The organism is Nonomuraea deserti (assembly GCF_004348685.1).
GTDB lineage: Bacteria > Actinomycetota > Actinomycetes > Streptosporangiales > Streptosporangiaceae > Nonomuraea > Nonomuraea deserti.
Genome location: NZ_SMKO01000069.1, coordinates 1 through 16,207, shown reverse-complemented (window position 1 = coordinate 16,207; position 16,207 = coordinate 1). Strand labels below are relative to the sequence as shown.

The window sequence follows — 16,207 nt, the reverse complement described above, 5'->3', positions numbered from 1 at the left end:
AGATCCCACGGTCGCTGGTGGAGCGGCCGGCGGGATAGGGCTGCGCGCCCAAGTGGTCGAGGTCGAGAGCACCTGGGCGCCACGGAGTCCCCGGGAGGCTCGGCCCTAGGAGGGGAAGTACCCGAGGACGAACTCCTTGTTCACCTTCGAGGTGGGCGGGTTCGACTCACAGTCGGACTTCAGCGAGACGAAGTGGCTCTGCGTGTGCGGGACGTAGCAGCGGTACAGCGCTCTTCTGTTGGGGCCGGGGCTGGTGAAGAGATAACCCTCGGTGCGCAGCTTGATGTGCCGCTTGGCCGAGGGGTTGACGCTGTTCTCGCAGTCGGCCGCGCCGGTCAGGAATTGGTCGCGCGTCGCGTTTCCGGCGAGGCAGCCGTAGATGGCCCTGGTGCCCGGCTCTTTCCTGCTGAGAATGGGCACCCGCCCTTCTTCACGATATTTCGGGCCGGGCCGGGCGCCGCTGGTGACATAGTGCTTGAGCCCGTCGAAGTAACGCACCAGCGGAACGGCCTTGGCCTCCGCCTGAGCGGCGGGCGCGCCGACTCCGACGATGGCGGCCGCGGCGGCCAGCGTGCTCGCTATCAGCAAATTCCTCATGGTTCGTCTTTCCTTGTCGGATAGAGCGATATACGGCAGGGAACTCTAGCGACGTTTCTCTTCTTGGACCGAAATATGCGCCCGATCTTGAGGAAAGACCGGAGAATGTCCGGTCAAAGTCCGGTCCCCGCGGCGGTCCCGACAGCGGTGGCCCGGGCTCGGGTGGCGGGGCCGCGATCGCGTCGGCGGCCTGCCACAGGCGCACGACATCCGCAGCGGCTTGTCGCCGGGGCCCGTCGCCCTGGGACCGCGGCCGGGATGGGCATGCCGTCGGCGGTGGTGACGTAGTCGGCCTCGGTCACGGCGGTGTGCTCGTGCACGGTGATGCTGAGCCTGCCGAAGGCCTTCCACACGTGCGCGCGCCCTTGGGCCGAGCCAGTCCGGAAAACCGCGGGGGTTCGGAGCCGGACGAGTATCTTCGTCGCCGTGATCGACTTTCCCGAGCGGCTGGAGCGCGGGCACCCGTTCCGGCAGTGGAAGACGTGGCGGCTGCCGGGCGACCGGCTGAGCCTGATCGGCTACTCGCGGGCCAACGACAAGACGTTCTTCCACGTCCCGGAGTTGAAGCTGGCCCTCGACGCCGGGCTGGCCGAGGGCCGTCAGGTGGACACGGTGCTGCTGACGCACACGCATCTGGACCACGCGAAGGACCTCGACTTCCTCGCCACGCGCGAGAGCGGGATCGACATCTACGTGCCCGAGCCGTCGTTGCCGTACGTGCGTGCCTACCTGCGCGCCACCACCGAGCTGAACCAGGTCGCCGCTTTCGACCCGGCTCTGGCGGCGGGGGCCCGGGTGCACGGCGTGCGGCCGGGCGAGGAGTTCGCGTTCGGCAAGCGCGGCTCCCACGTGGTGCGGGTGGTGCGGACCGAGCACAAGGTGGCCAGCGTCGGCTACGCGGTCGCGGAGAACCGGCGGGCCCTCGTCCCGAAACTTCAGGAGCTGAAGGCCACCCTCGCCCCGGACGCGTTCGGCCGCCTCGTCGCGGACAGGCGCCGGCAGGGCGGCGCGGTGGACCGGCAGGTGCGGCGTCCGCTGTTCGCCTACCTCGGCGACACCCACGCCGACGCCCTGGGACGCAGCCCCTGGTTGTTCGACTACCCAGTGATCATCACCGAGTGCACGTACCTGGACGACGCCGAACTCGACCGCGCCCGGCGGGTCGGCCACACCGTGTGGAGCCGGTTACGGCCGTTCGTGGTGGCGCATCCGGACACCCTGTTCGTCCTGACCCATTTCAGCCTGCGCCACTCGGACCGGGAGGTGATCGCCTTCTTCGAGCGGGAGGGCCTGGCCAACGTGCTGGTCTGGGCGCACGCCGACAGCTACCTGCCGGAGCAGCACCAGCACTGAGGGGGTGCGTCACCCGCTTGCCCGGCGCCATGTGCACGGATCGCGAGCAGGGCGACAGGACATTTGCCGGACATCTGCGCTGTCCCCTGCCCGCGCGGCCGGTGAAGGCGAAAGGATCGCCTCATATGCGACGCAACGACCGAGCCGTAGTGAAGCCCGTACGGTTCTCGGTGCTCGGCCCCCTGTCGATGGCCCGCGACGGGGCGAAGGTGCCGGTACCGGGCGGCAAGATCCGGATCCTGCTGGCGGCGCTTCTGCTCCGCCCCAACCAGGCCGTCCCACCCGACCAGCTCGCCGGACGGCTGTGGGGCCCGAACCCGCCGCGCAACCCCCGCCGGGTCCTGCAGACCAACATCGTGCGCCTGCGGCAGTCCCTGGGCCTGAGCGAGGTGATTCGCACCGAGCCCGGCGGCTACCTCGCCCGGCTGGAGCCCGGCCAGCTCGACCTGCTGGAGTTCCAGCGGCTGGTCCAGCAGGCCGCCGACGCGCGGACCCCCGAGCTGGAAAGACGCCTCCTCCACGAAGCGCTCGCCCTGTGGAACGGCCCCCTGTGTGCCGACGTCGAATCGGACGCGCTGCACCAGATCGACGTCCCGCCCCTGGTCGAGCAGCGTCTGCACACCATCGAACGCCGCCTGGACCTGGACCTCCGCCTGGGCGCGAGCGCCGCGCTCGTGCCCGAGCTGCGGGCCCTGACCAGCGACCACCCCCTGCGGGAACGGTTCTGGGCCCAGCTCATGACCGCCCTGCACCGCATCGGACGCCACTCGGAAGCGCTCGACACCTACCGCACCGTCTCCCGCCTGCTGAAGGAGGAACTGGGCATCGACCCCAACCACGAACTGCGCGAGCTTCACCAGCGCATCCTCACCCAGCAGCGCCCGATCGACGAGCCGCGCGACGACCCCGCCGACGCGGAGCCCGGGTTGAGCACGTTGCTCCGCGCCTGGCGGGAGCGGGCGCTGCTGACGCAGGCGCAACTGGCGGAGCGGACCGGCCTCAACGTACGCACCATCCGCCGGCTGGAGACCGGCGAGCTGCACCGCCCGCGCAACGCCTCGATGGAGCTCCTGGCGCAGGCGCTGGACCTGAGCCCCGCGGAGCTGTCGGTCTGGGCGCAGGCCACGGGCACGAGCCCGCAAGCTCCGCCGCCGATGCGGGTGACGCCGCGGCAGTTGCCGGCCGACGTGGGCACGTTCGTCGGCCGGACCCGCGAACTCGCCGGCCTCGGAGAGGTGGAGGACACGGCGGACGCAGCGGACAGGGATGGCAGGGAGGGCGCCACCACGGTGGTCATCTCCGCCATCGACGGCATGGCGGGCGTCGGCAAGACCGCGCTGGCCGTCCATGCCGCCCATCGGATCGCTCCCCGCTTCCCCGACGGGAACCTCTTCGTCGACCTGCACGGCTTCACCCGCGGGATGGCCCCGGCCGACCCGGCGGACACCCTCGCCCGCCTGCTGGCCGCGCTGGGCGTGCCGGGGGAGTCGATCCCGCAGCGCCTGGACGACCGGGCCGCGCTGTACCGCAGCGTGCTGGCCGAGCGGCGGATGCTGATCGTGCTGGACAACGCCGCCGACGAGGCGCAGGTGCGCCCGCTGCTGCCGGGCGCGGGCGGCTGCCTGGTGCTGGTCACCAGCCGGCGGCGGCTGGTCGGCCTGGACGGCGCGTCCGTCGTGTCGCTGGACGTGCTCGCGATCGAGGACGCGATCGCGCTGTTCACCGCGACCGCCGGGCAGGAGCGGGTGGCGGGCGAGTCGCGCGACGCCCTGGAGGAACTGGTGCGGCGGTGCGGCCTGCTGCCGCTGGCGATCCGCCTGGCCGCGGCCCGGCTGAAGGCCCATCCGTCGTGGACCGCCCAGCACCTGATGGAGCGGTTCGAGCAGCACCGGCACCGGCTGGAGGAACTGCAGACGGGCGAGCGCAGCGTCGCCGCGGCGCTGGACCTGTCGTATCGCGAACTCGACCTCGACGAGCGGCGCGCCTACCGGCTCTTGGGGCTGAACCCGGGCGGCGACCTCGCGCCCGACGCGGCGGCGGCGCTGCTGGACACCAGCCTCGCGCAGGCGACGGACCTGCTGGACCGGCTGCTTGAGGTGCATCTCCAGCAGGAGCCGGTGCCGGGACGGTACCGCTTCCACGACCTGATCCGGGCCCACGCCGCCGAGAGGGCCGGCGCCGAGGAGCCGGAGCCCGACCGGCACGCCGCGCTGACCCGGCTGCTCGACCACTACAGCCACGCCGCCTCGGAGGCGATGGACCGCCTCTACCCCTACGAAGCGGACATGCGCCCGCGCCTCGATCGGGGCAGGGCGCCGGCGATGCCGGACGCCGCCGACTGGCTGGAGTCGGAGCTGGCCAACCTGCTGTCGCTCGCGCGGTTCGCTGCAGAGCACGGCTTCCGCGACCACGTCCGGCATCTGTCGGCCACCCTGCACCGGTGCCTGCGTACCCGGGGCCGCTACGCCGAGGCCGAGACTCTGCACGAGCGGGCCCTGGCCGCCGCCCGCGCCACCGGCGACCGCGCGGGCGCGATGGAGGCGCTGATCGGGCTGGCCGAGATCCGCTACATGCTGAGCCGGAACGACGCGGCGCTCGCCGACCATTCGGCCGCCCTCGTCCTGGCCCGCGCCATCGGCGACCGTGCCGGGGAACTGCGCGCGCTGAACGGCATCGGGCTCGTCCATCTCTCACGCGACGACTACGGGCCCGCCGCCGACCACCTGACACAGGCGCTGGGCATCGCCCGCGAGATCGGCCACCGCACCGGCGAACTGGACGCGCTGATCGCCTCCGGCCACGTCGACCGGGTGATGGGCGAGCATCAGCAGAGCATCGACCACCTGAGGCAGGCACTCGGCATCGCCAGGTCGATCGGCCACCACACCACCGAGGCGCGGGCCCTGACCGGCCTCGGCTACATCCACCTCGCCCGGGACGAGCTGGAGCCGGCCGCCGACTACTTCGTCCGGGCGCGCGACCTCGCCGGGCGCACGGGATACCGGGTCGGCGAGCTCAGCAGCCTGACCGCGCTCGGCGAACTGCACCAGCTCCAAGGCCGGCACGAGCAGGCCCGCGACTGCTACCAGCAGGTTGCCGATCTCGCCCGCGAGATCGGCAGCCGCAACTGGCAGTTCGAGGCCATCCACGGCATGGGCCGCCTCCACCACGAGCACGGTGACCACGAGCAGGCGCTCGACGACCACCGCCAGGCGCTCGACCTGGCCGCCGAGCTCGACCATCCCAGCGACCAGGCCCGCGCCCACGACGGCCTCGCCCACGCCTGCGCCGCGCTCGGCCGGCCCGACGAGGCCCGCGGCCACTGGACCGAGGCCCTGACCATCCTGGCCAAGCTCGGCATCGACCATACCGACGAGCGCGGGGTCGATGCCGCGAGCATCAGTGCCCACCTCGCCGGCCTCGCGCACCCCTAGATCGCCGACGCCGGTCGCCCGCGCACGTCCTGGAGCGGATCGGCTCTCGCGCAGTGCGGTACCGGCCAGTCCTGGGTTCGGGACGGCCGGTACCACCATGAGGCCCCGACCGCACCCGCCCGGCCCGGTGCGCCCCTGGGCCAGGCGGCGCACTCGACCGCGACCTCCTCCCAGTAGGGGAGGCCGCGCGGACCCGGGGCGCGAGGAAGATCCAGCCGATCTCGTTGCGCTCGGCGCGGGGCTCGAATGGACTCCACCGCGGACGTGGCGGTGTCGTGGTTGGTGCCACGTTCACCCAGCCCGCGTTGGCGGTCAGGTCGTAGACGCCGTACGGCACCGCCTTGCCCAGACTCAGGTGCGAAAGTCGGCCCGTCCGCCGGGCCCGGTCAGCCCAGCATCGGTGACCACTCGGAGTACGTCCTCCTGACCTCTCCCACCTGCTGGTAGCCGACGCACCAGACGCGGTCGACGATCCAGATGTAGGTGTGGCCGTAGTTGGGACCCGAATTGGCGCCCTGCAGCAGCTGCCAGGTGTTGTCGCTGGGATGGAACTGCGCGAAGGACTCCCCGCGCGGGTTGTGCCCGACGACCCAGATCTCGCCCTTGCGGCTGATGGCGACGCTGTTGATCGAGGCGTCCGCGGAGACGTACGACGCGGGCACGGGGACGATCTGCCACGCCGTGCCGCTGTACCGGAGCACCGCTGACCTGCGGGTGATGCTGCCGTCCGCAGCGCGCCAGCGCTTCTCACCGGTGGCCATCACCGTACCGGCCTGGCCGACGGCGACGGCGGACAGCGTCAGGCCGATGTCGCCGTCGTTGGGCGTGGGGACGCGGCTCCAGGTGGACCCGTTCCATCGCAAGACGTACGGCTCCACCGCGGGCCCGGCGACCGCGCTGGAGGTGTGCCCGACGGCCCAGGCCTCGGTGGCCGACCGCACCGCCACGGCGGACAGCACGGTGTCGCCCGCCGACGGCTCGGGAACCGGTACCACCGTCCACGCCGTGCCGTCCCAATGCAGGACCACGGGCCTGGTTCGGCCCAGCCGGCGTGCCTCACCGATCGCCCACACGTCGTTCGTCCCGGAGGCGGCCACCGCCTTCAGACGGTGCGGCGTGTCGGGGTCGCCCACAGCAGGGCTCGGCACGGTCTGCCACCCACCGGTCCGCCAGCGCAGGATCAGCGCCGTCTCGTCGTCGCCGGCCATCGTGCCGGCGTGTCCCACCGCCCAGGCGTCACCGTGCGCGATCGACATGACGCCGGTCAGCTCCACCCGGTCCTTCCCGGCCGGCACCGGCACGGGCAACGTGTGCCACCCGGAACCGTGCCAGTGCAGGGAGAGGGGTTTGACGGGGCCTCCGGGACTGGTCTCGTACCTGCCGACCGCCCAGAAGTCGTCTTCTGCGCTGCCCGACACGGATAGTAACTCGTTGTCGCCTGTGCCGGGGCTCGGCGTGGGCAGGACCGCCCATTCGCCGGTGTCGGAGGCGGCGGGTGTGGCCGCGATCAGGCTCTGACCGCCCATGGCAGCGAGCGCCGCCATGGTGATGAATGAACGTCTGTTCCGGTGCACGTACCCGACCTCATTTCTCCTGGCATGAGGCAAGGCGGCTGATGAGTGAGCGCGATGGCCGCCCGGCCCAGCAAGTATTGAGGCGACGCCGATACGGGGCCAGGGCAACCACCGGACTCTCGTCGGCTACTTACCGGACAAGAAACATGCCGCTGATCGCGACCCCGGCAACGTCCTCATCGAAGCTGGCGTGGTCATCGCCGACACGGTGGCATCTGGCTACTGGAGAAGCGAGGCGGCCTGCGGCGCGTCCCGCCCAGTCGACGCTGGTCAGTCGTTCTGGTGCTCGGCGACCCGTCGCTGCAGCTCCTCAATGTCCGCGAGTACCAATTGCGCCATTTCTACGTCTTCGTCATCCGCCCAACCGCCACCGCTCTGGCGCGCCGATGCACGTTCAGCCCACTTGACTCCGGCGAGGTCGTCGGAGTGGTGCTGGTGCAAGGCCGCCAGCAGGGAATCGCCACATCGCACGATCTCATCCGGCGCGGCGCCGGGGCGGGGGTCGACGTTTGAATAACTGGAGTGGGTACGGTATGTGGTCGTCCGTCCCGCCTCGAGTTCGCTCAGCCGGTAGCAGAGGCACGAGCCGGCGAACCCCCAGACGAAATGACTGACGGAGCTCCTGCAGAGGACGAGGGGAATCAGGTCCGGATCCCGACCGTGAATCTCCCGCTCGATATCGTGGATCCGGCCGGCCCCGAGTGGGCGGCGGCGGGCCAGCGGAATGGCCAACTTCCATGGTAGAAGGGTCAACCAGCCGAGTAGCCAGTCACGTTGGTCGGGGTCAGCCTCGGCGATCACGAGAAACTCGTCGGGAAATTGGACCCCATAACATTGGTGCAGGACCTCGTGAGGCCCGGCCCCGTTCCCGTATAGCGCCTGTGCCAGCCGGACCATCGAGGTGTAGTTGTCGCGCGACGCTTCCATGCGCAGGCGTTCGAGCGGATCCGCCATGTTCAGTTCCGATGCGTTCAGGTTCGCCGAGTGGTCGACCGGAACTCGATCTGTCGCACTCCCGTCTCCCGGTCACGACGTTCCGATACATCGTCCATGTATGTCCTGGTAAGCAGGTCTAGGGCATCGATGGTTCGGTGTCCACCAAATTACCGACGAATGGCGAAAGCAATCAGGCAGCGGTGCGGATGGACGCTCCGGTGAAGCCGAACAGAAGCCACCCGCCGGTCATCATGCTCACGTACAGCAGCGGTCATCAGCCACACCGCTGGTACGCGAGGTTTTGGTCACTCGAGATGTGGGGCTGTCGCCATGCGGGTGCGGTGTGCTGTAACTGCGGTTGTCTGCCTGTTCACGTTGACGCCCGCCGTCCAGGCGGCGGAGCTACCCGTTACCCGGAACACAGAGGAGGGGCCGCCGCCCGGCGCGGCGAGTGAGGCGCCGGAGCAATTATCCGGCTCCGCGGAGGACCTGCGCCCGGGCGGCTCCACGGTGACGAGCCTGCGAAGCCCCGAGCGTGAGCCGAAGCGTCCCAAGCATGCGGTCGCGGACCGGCTGCCCGTGCAGGCCCTCGATCCGCCCGCATCGCAGCCGCCGCAGCGGTTGACGAACGTGAGGATGCTCGCGGCCGAGCGGACGCAGGGCGAGGACGTGGTCGAGGTCGGCAAGGAGCTGGTCGAGCAGCGCTCCGCGACCTCCCGCGTCTACCAGAACGAGGACGGGACGCACACTCGCCGCCTGTACAGCGAGCCGGTACAGGCTCGACGGACGGACGGGAGCTGGGCACCGATCGACCTCGACCTGGCCCATGACGCCGGTGGGCGCATCGCGCCCCGGCTCGTCCCCTCCCCGGTCAGCTTCGCGGCCACCGCCGCCGCCGGGAACCTCGCCACTTTGACGCTGGACGACGCGCACGAGGTGGCCTTCGGGCTGCGCGGGGCGGCCGCCGCGCCCGGCCGGATCTCCGGCGAGCGGGTCGGCTATACCGGTGTACGGCCGGACACCGACCTCCGACTCGGCGCCACCGCGACCGGGCTCAAGGGCAACATCGTGGTGCACTCCGCCGACGCGCCGACCTCGTACGACTTCGATCTCCGATTACGCGGCCTGACCCCCGTCCTGGACGAGGCCACCGGCGACCTCGCGTTGTCCGATGCCGGAGGCGTTGTCAAGGTGCTGGTCCCCGCCGGGTCGATGCGCGACGAGAAGGCCACGACCTCCCAGGGCGTGCGTTACCGGCTGCAGCAGTCCGGCCCGTCCTGGGTGCTGCGGGTGGAGCTGGCTGAGGACTGGCTGCGCGACAGCAGCCGGGTGTTCCCGGCCATGGCGAACCTGAGCTTCAAGACGCAGATCAACGGTGACGGCGATGACACCTACGTTACCACCGGCGCGCCGGGCGATCACTCCGGGGAGGAGTTCCTCAAGATCGGTAAGGAGAGCTCAGGGCGGGTTCACGCGGCCTACCTGCACTTCTCCGAGCTCGGCAGGAGCCTGCCCAACCAGTACGTCGTCGGTGCGGCGCTGAACCTGTACAACGTGCAGAGCGCCACGTGTACCCCGAAGCCGGTGGACGTGTACGCGGTCGGCGCGTCCTGGTCCGGATCCCGGATGACCACCTGGCCGGGTGCCCCCCTCGCGCAGCATCTGAGCCAGCGGTCGTTCGCGTACGGGCGGGCTGAATGCCCGGCGGCGAGGGCTGCCCTCCCGCTGGAGCTGGATCGGGACGTGCTCACCGATTGGACGCACGGCGCGCCGTTCCACGGCCTGTCGGTGCGTGCGACCGACGAGGGGGACGCCGGGGCGTACAAGAGGTTCGGCTCGGCGCAGGCCACCGCCGAGAACGGCGCGGGCGTGCCGTACCTGGACGTCGAGTACTCCCCGCAGGGCGCCGAGTACCGGGTGGACGAGGTGACGTTGCCGACGGCGAATCGGGCGGGCCAGCTGAAGGCGACGGTGCGTAACCGTGGTGCGGTGACGTGGACGCCGAGCGGCCCGCACAAGTTCGGCTTCATCGTCAAGCAGGGCAGCAAGGTCGTGCACGCCTCGCCGAAGTTCAACGTCCCGGGGAACGCCGGCCCGAACGCGTCGGTGGCGATGAGCGTGCCCATCGTGCCGCTGCCGCCGGGCGAGTATCAGGTGGCCATGACGATGTACAACGGCAGCGTCGACTACCGAGAGTACGGCGTGCCGCATGGGGCGTTCAGCCTGCGGGTGGTCAATGTCCCGCCGACCACCCGCTTCCAGCAGCCGGGCAGCGGCGCGGCGGTCGACTCGATCAGGCCGACGCTGTATGCGGAGGGTCACGACGACGACAACTGGCCGGGGACCGGGTTCAAGTACAAGTTCCGGATCTGCGCGGGCAACCCCGAGGCGCCGGTCGACTGCACGCAGACGCAGGACTGGACGAACGCGACGTGGGTGCCGCCGGCGGGCGAACTGCGCTGGAGCCAGACGTACTACTGGTGGGTCCAGGTGCACGACAATGTGACGGCCGGTGAGTGGCGCGGCCCGCTGCAGCTGAACACACGGGTGCCGCAGCCGGAGATCACCTCCCATCTGGGCGGGACCCCGCAGGGGGCACCGGCGCCGGGGCTCGATCCGCAGGTCGGCAACTACGGGATGACCAGCACTGACGCGTCGGTGGCCACCGTCGGCCCGGATCTGACCATCACCCGCGCGTACAACAGCCTCGACCCGCGTGACACCAACGCCTTCGGCGAGGGCTGGGCGTCGCGGCTGGACACCGAGCTGTCGGAGGACGACGACGGGTCCGGCAACGTGACGGTGACGCTCCCGACGGGCCGCCAGGTGCGCTTCGGCCGCAACCACGACGGCACGTACGCGCCGCCGATGGGGCAGAACCTCACCCTGGCCCATGACACGAGCACCGCGAAGTTCACGCTGCGCGACACCAGCGGCAGCCAGTGGCGCTTCTACGCGTGCGGCAAGCTGGACCGGATCACCGATCCGAGCGGCCTGGTCCAGGAGCTGGAGTACGAGGCCGCCTGCCCGGACGGCAGGCCGGTCAGCGTGCGCAACCTGACCAGCGGTCGGCGGCTGGACCTGACCTGGACCGGCGGGCACGTCACCCGGGTGAGCACGGACCAGCCGTCGCTTGCCTGGACCTACACCTACGAAGGTGACCGGCTGACCAGCGCGTGCAACCCGGCTGCGGCGCCGAACTGCACCCGGTACGCGTATCAGGCGGGTTCGCACTACCGGTCGGTGGCCGTGGACGACAGCCCGCGGGCGTACTGGCGGCTCGGCGAGACGACCACGGGCGGCGCGGCCAACGTCACCGCCCGTACGCCGGGCGCGGACGCGGGCACCTACCGCTCGGTGACGCTCGGCGTCACGGGTGCGCTGGCCGGCACCACCGACGGCGCCGCGGCGTTCAACGGGACGAGCAGCCGGATCGACCTACCGGCCAAGCTGGCCAGCAGCACGATGACCCTCGCGGTCGAGCTGTGGTTCAGGACCACCGCGGATGGCGTGCTGATGAGCTACGCCGACCAGCCCTTCGGCTCGGCCACACCGAGCAAGCAGTGGACGCCGGTGTTGTACGTCGGACGGGACGGCTACCTGCGTGGCGGATTCTGGGTGCCCGAACCCGAGGGCCAGCGGCAGATCATCTCCGACGGCCATGTCAACGACGGCCGCTGGCACCACGTGGTGCTGTCCGGGTCGATCGACACCCAGAAGCTGTACATCGACGGCGTGGCGCAGAAGGACGACGCCGACCCGGAGCGGGACGACACGATCAAGGGTCTCATCGATCACGATGAGATGCCGTACCTGGTGGCCGGCGCGGGCAAGACCACCGGGTGGCCGTCGGGCAACGGCGGCGACTCGTTCTTCGCCGGGAGCATCGACGAGATCGCGCTCTACCAGCATCCGCTCGGCTCGACCGCGGTCGCCCAGCACGCCGCGGCGGCGCGGCAGGTCCAGCAGCTGACCACGGTGACGCTGCCGCAGGACGACCGGATCGCCGCCCGGCTGAGCTACGACACCGGCACGGACCGGGTGACGAGCTACACCGATCACTCGGGGCGGAGCTGGACCCTCGACGCGCCCAGCCGTAACGAGGCGGTGCGCCGGGTGGTGTTGCACGGGCCGTACCCGGACTATGTCTACGAGTTCGACGCCGATCACGGCGGCCGGCTGACCAAGCGCACCCATGGCGGCAGGACCCGCAGCTACGGGTACAACACCGCGGGGTTCCGGTCGGCCGAGGTCGATGAGCTCGATCACCGGATCACGTTCACCACCGACGACCGCGGCAACGTGTTGTCGCGCACGACCTGCCGGGCCGCCGACTCGTGCCAGACGTCGTACGCGACGTATTTCGTGGACAAGAGCAACCCCCTCGACCCGCGCAACGACCGCAAGCTCACTGACTCCGACGCCCGGTCGTCCGGGCCCGATGACGCCACCTACCGGACGGTGTACCGGTACGACACCGTCGGGCGGCTCCTGTCGGTCACCTATCCGAAGCCGAATGGCACCACTACCAACCCGGTCGAGACCTGGAAATACTCCCTCGGCAGCGAGTCGGCCGACGGCGGCGGCACGGTTCCGCCGGGGCTGCTGATCGAGCACACCGGGCGCAGAGCCCAGCAGACCACCCGTTACCTCTACCGGAGCAACGGGGACCTGGCCGAGGAGGTCTCACCGGTCGGGCTGCGCACCCGCTACGCCCATGACGGCATTGGCCGGCGGATCAGCCAGACGCGGCTCAAGGCGTCCGGGCAGGAGTTGGGCACGACCACCTACACCTACACGCCGCGCTCGGAGGTCGAGACGGTGACCTCGCCCTCGGTGACGAACACGGTGTCAGGGGTGAAGCACACCCTGAGGACCCGCTACGTCTATGACGCCAACGGCAACCGCACCCAGATCACCGAAAGCGACACGACCGGCGGAGACCCGGCGCGCACCACGAGCTTCACCTATGACGCGCACGACAGGCTGGTCGCCACCACCTTCCCCGACGGCAGGCAGGAGAAGCGCGAGCTGCGCAACGCCGGGTTGGAGGAGCGGTTCATCGACCGGGCCGGCACCACCTGGATCACCCACTACGACACCCAAGGCCGGCTGCTGCGCCGCACGGCCGTGGGCGCGAACGTCGACCCCGAGGACTCCACTTCCCAGGCGCTGGTCCTGGAGGTCCGGACGTACGACGCCGCCGGACGGCTGGCGGGCAAGGCGGACGCGATGGGCCGGGAGACCCGCTACACCTACTACGACGACGACCTCCCGGCGACCGCCACGCGCAAGAACGTGCTGCAGGCCGACGGCAGCCGCAAGGACGTGCTGCTCGACCAGCGCGAGTACGACCCGGCCGGCAACGTCACGAAGATCATCGCCGCGGGCGGACGGGTCACCACGATGGCCTACGACACCGCCGGCTATCTCGCCGCCCAGACCCTCGACCCGGCCGGGCTGAACCGCAGCACCGCCTACACCCGCGCCGCCGACGGCCTGCCGGTCGCCGTCGATCGCACCGGCACCGTCCTGTCCGGCCGGGTCGAGACCACCAAGTACCGCTACGACGCGGCCGGAATGGTCGTCGCCACGGACGTCCAGGCGGTCGAGGGCGACGGGGGCAGCGTGGTGTCCACCACGTACGACCGCGACGAGCGCGGCCTCGTGATCGAGCACGTGGACCGCAAGCGGCTCCCGACGACGTTCACCTACGACGCGCTCGGCCGGCTGGTCACCGAGACCGGCCCGCAGGTGGAGACCTGGGTGGCCGGGCAGCGGCAGGCCGGCGTGAAGCCGCAGACGACCGTCGGCTACGACACCTTCGGCGACCCCACACACCTGAAGGATCCGAACGGAGCGGTCACCACGGTCGGCTACAACCTGCTCGGGCAGGCGGCGTCGGTCCGGCGGCCCGACTACACGCCGCCCGGCGGGCAGGTGATCCGGGCCGAGACGCTCATCGGATACGACGCTCTCGGTAACGAGACCTCGGTGATCGACCCGCTGAAGCGGACCACCACCCGTACCTTCGACCCGCACGGCCGGCCACTGACCGAGACGCTGCCGGCGGTCGACGGTCGGCCCAGCGTCACCAGAGTCCGGTACGACCGCAACGGCGAGCCGCGCTCGGTCGTCGACCCGAACGGCGCCACCGTCGAGTACACCTATGACGAGCTGGGCCGGCGCATCACCCAGACCGCCGTCGAACGCGCGCCGCAGGCGTACTTCGTCACCAGGTACGGCTACGACGACGCGGGCAACCCGACCGCGGTGACCGACCCGACGGGTCGCACCGCCACCAGCACCTTCAACGCCGCCGGCGAGCGGCTCACCAGCAAGGACCCGACCGGCCGGACCACCACCTACGCCTACGACAACGTGGGCCGCCTGCGCGCCTCCACCGATCCGGCCGGGGCCACGACCCGCGTCGGCTACAACCTGCTCGGCCAGGCCATCGTGGCCGGGCAGGTGACGGAACCGTGGGGAGTCGAACAGCGTCGCCGGCAGATGACGTACGACCCCAACGGCAACCTGACCTCGAGCACCTCGCCCGAGGGCCGGACCACCACGCTCGCCTACGACGCGATGAACCGCCTGGTGAGCCAGGAGGAGGAGGTCAGCGACGCCAAGACGATCCGTACCACGTTCGGCTACGACGCGGCCGGCAACCGGACCCGGTTCGTCGACGGCAACGGGCACGCCACCGACTACACGTTCACGTCCTGGGGACTGCCGGAGTCGACGATCGAGCCGGTCACCGCCACCACCCCGAACGCGCCTGACCGGACCTGGACCACCTCCTACGACGCGGCCGGCAACCCGGTACGGCACGTCGTCCCCGGCGGGGTGACCCTCACCGCGGAGTACGACGCCCAGAGCCGGCTCAGGGTCCAGCGCGGCACCGGTGCGGAGGCGCCGACCGCCGACAAGACGTACGGCTACGACCCGGGCGGGCGGCTCACCTCCTTCGGCGGGCCGGGCGGGCCGACCCAGCTGACCTACGACGACCGCGGCAACCTGCTGACCACCCGCGGCCCGGCCGGCGACGCCACCTTCACCTACACCGCCGACAGCCGGCTCGCCACGCGCGGCGACGCGGCGGGGAACTCGACGTACACCTACGACGGCGCGGGCCGCACGAATTCCGTCACCGACGGCCTGTCCGGCAGCACCGTCGACTTCGCGTACGACTCGGCGGGCCGGCTTCTCTCCACCACCCAGCGCGGCACGGCGGGCCTGGTCAAGCGAGTCAAGACCTACGACTCGTTGAGCCGCCTGCTCGGCGACAAGATCACGGAATACACCGCCGGTGGTGCGGTGTCGCGCATCATCCAGGGCACCGAATACCGCTACGACCGCGACGACAACGTCACCTCGAAGAAGACCATCACGAACGGGGTGGAATCTCCCAATACCTATCAATACGACGGCGCCAATCGGCTCACCTCCTGGACCCCGCCCAGCGGCACCGCCACGACGTACGAATGGGACGACGCCGGCAACCGCACCAAGGCCGGCTCCACCACCTTCACCTACGACGCACGCAACCAGCTCCTGTCCGGCGACGGGATCGACTACACCTACAGGCCACGCGGCACCACCGCCACCGCCGGAAACCGCAACCTCACCTTCGACGCCTTCGACCAGCTCACCTCGGACGGGGCCCAGTACACCTACGACAGCCTCGGACGCATCGCCCAGCGCAACGGCACCGCCTACAAGTACAGCGGCCTGGGCAACGACGTCGTCTCCGACGGCACGAGGCTGACCAGCCGCGGCGTCAGCGCCGAACCGGTCGCCGACAAGGCCGTCAATTCCACCGCCACCGGCAAGCTGCTGTACGCCGACCTGCACGGCGACGTCACCGCCCGCTACGGCGGCGCAGAGACGTCCGGCACCCGCACGTTCGACCCTTTCGGCGCCCAACTCGGCGGGTCGGGGGAGACGCCCGGTGTCGGCTTCCAGGGCGAGTGGACCGACCCCACCACAGGCGCGGTCAACATGCACGCCCGGTGGTACGACCCCGGCACCGGCGCGTTCACCAGCCGCGACACCTGGACCATCCCGCAGATCCCCTCCACCGCCGGCAACCGCCACGCCTACGGCCTGGCCAACCCCCTCGGCACCGTTGATCCCTCCGGGCACCTTCCCTGCTGGGTCTACGCCTTCGGTCCCGAATGCCACGACCCGGACTTGACGCCGCCTACGTTCGACTACCCCTCCCTCGGCTCTGGCGGTGGCGTCATCAACGGCCCGCCCGGAGGCGGCTTCGGAGGCAACGGCTCCGGAGGCGGCGGTCTGTCTCTTATA

6 protein-coding genes and 1 pseudogene are annotated in these 16,207 nt (G+C 70.7%); 3 read left to right on the top strand and 4 right to left on the bottom strand.

Annotated elements, in window-relative coordinates; genetic code table 11:
- Positions 1-105: 105 nt before the first annotated feature.
- A complete protein-coding gene (locus E1292_RS24405; RefSeq protein ID WP_132597539.1) occupies positions 106-597 on the bottom strand; it encodes a hypothetical protein in 492 nt (163 codons plus the stop codon).
- Between the two features lie 426 nt (positions 598-1,023).
- Between E1292_RS24405 and E1292_RS24395 the strand changes: the two genes are divergently transcribed.
- Both E1292_RS24395 and E1292_RS24390 read left to right on the top strand, forming a co-directional pair.
- The gene (locus tag E1292_RS24395; protein WP_220447040.1) at positions 1,024-1,950 is read left to right on the top strand and encodes an MBL fold metallo-hydrolase; all 927 of its coding nucleotides are present in this window, start codon (positions 1,024-1,026) and stop codon (positions 1,948-1,950) included.
- 125 nt (positions 1,951-2,075) lie between these two features.
- Positions 2,076-5,384: an AfsR/SARP family transcriptional regulator gene (locus E1292_RS24390; protein WP_165974711.1), complete on the top strand. Its 3,309-nt coding sequence runs from the start codon at positions 2,076-2,078 to the stop codon at positions 5,382-5,384.
- Between the two features lie 242 nt (positions 5,385-5,626).
- Here the strand turns inward: E1292_RS24390 and E1292_RS56140 are convergent.
- From E1292_RS56140 to E1292_RS24380, 3 genes and pseudogenes are all read right to left on the bottom strand, one after another.
- A pseudogene (locus E1292_RS56140) lies at positions 5,627-5,733 on the bottom strand (ISAzo13-like element transposase-related protein); the annotation flags it as partial.
- 37 nt (positions 5,734-5,770) lie between these two features.
- On the bottom strand, positions 5,771-6,928 hold the full coding sequence (locus tag E1292_RS24385) for a beta propeller repeat protein (RefSeq protein ID WP_132597537.1): 1,158 nt from the start codon (positions 6,926-6,928) through the stop codon (positions 5,771-5,773).
- A gap of 300 nt (positions 6,929-7,228) precedes the next feature.
- Complete coding sequence (locus tag E1292_RS24380; RefSeq protein ID WP_132597536.1) at positions 7,229-7,912, bottom strand: hypothetical protein; 684 nt, start codon at positions 7,910-7,912, stop codon at positions 7,229-7,231.
- A gap of 492 nt (positions 7,913-8,404) precedes the next feature.
- Between E1292_RS24380 and E1292_RS55010 the strand changes: the two genes are divergently transcribed.
- Positions 8,405-16,207 (top strand): LamG-like jellyroll fold domain-containing protein (locus E1292_RS55010; RefSeq protein ID WP_132597535.1); only part of this gene is annotated, 7,803 nt, incomplete at its 3' end.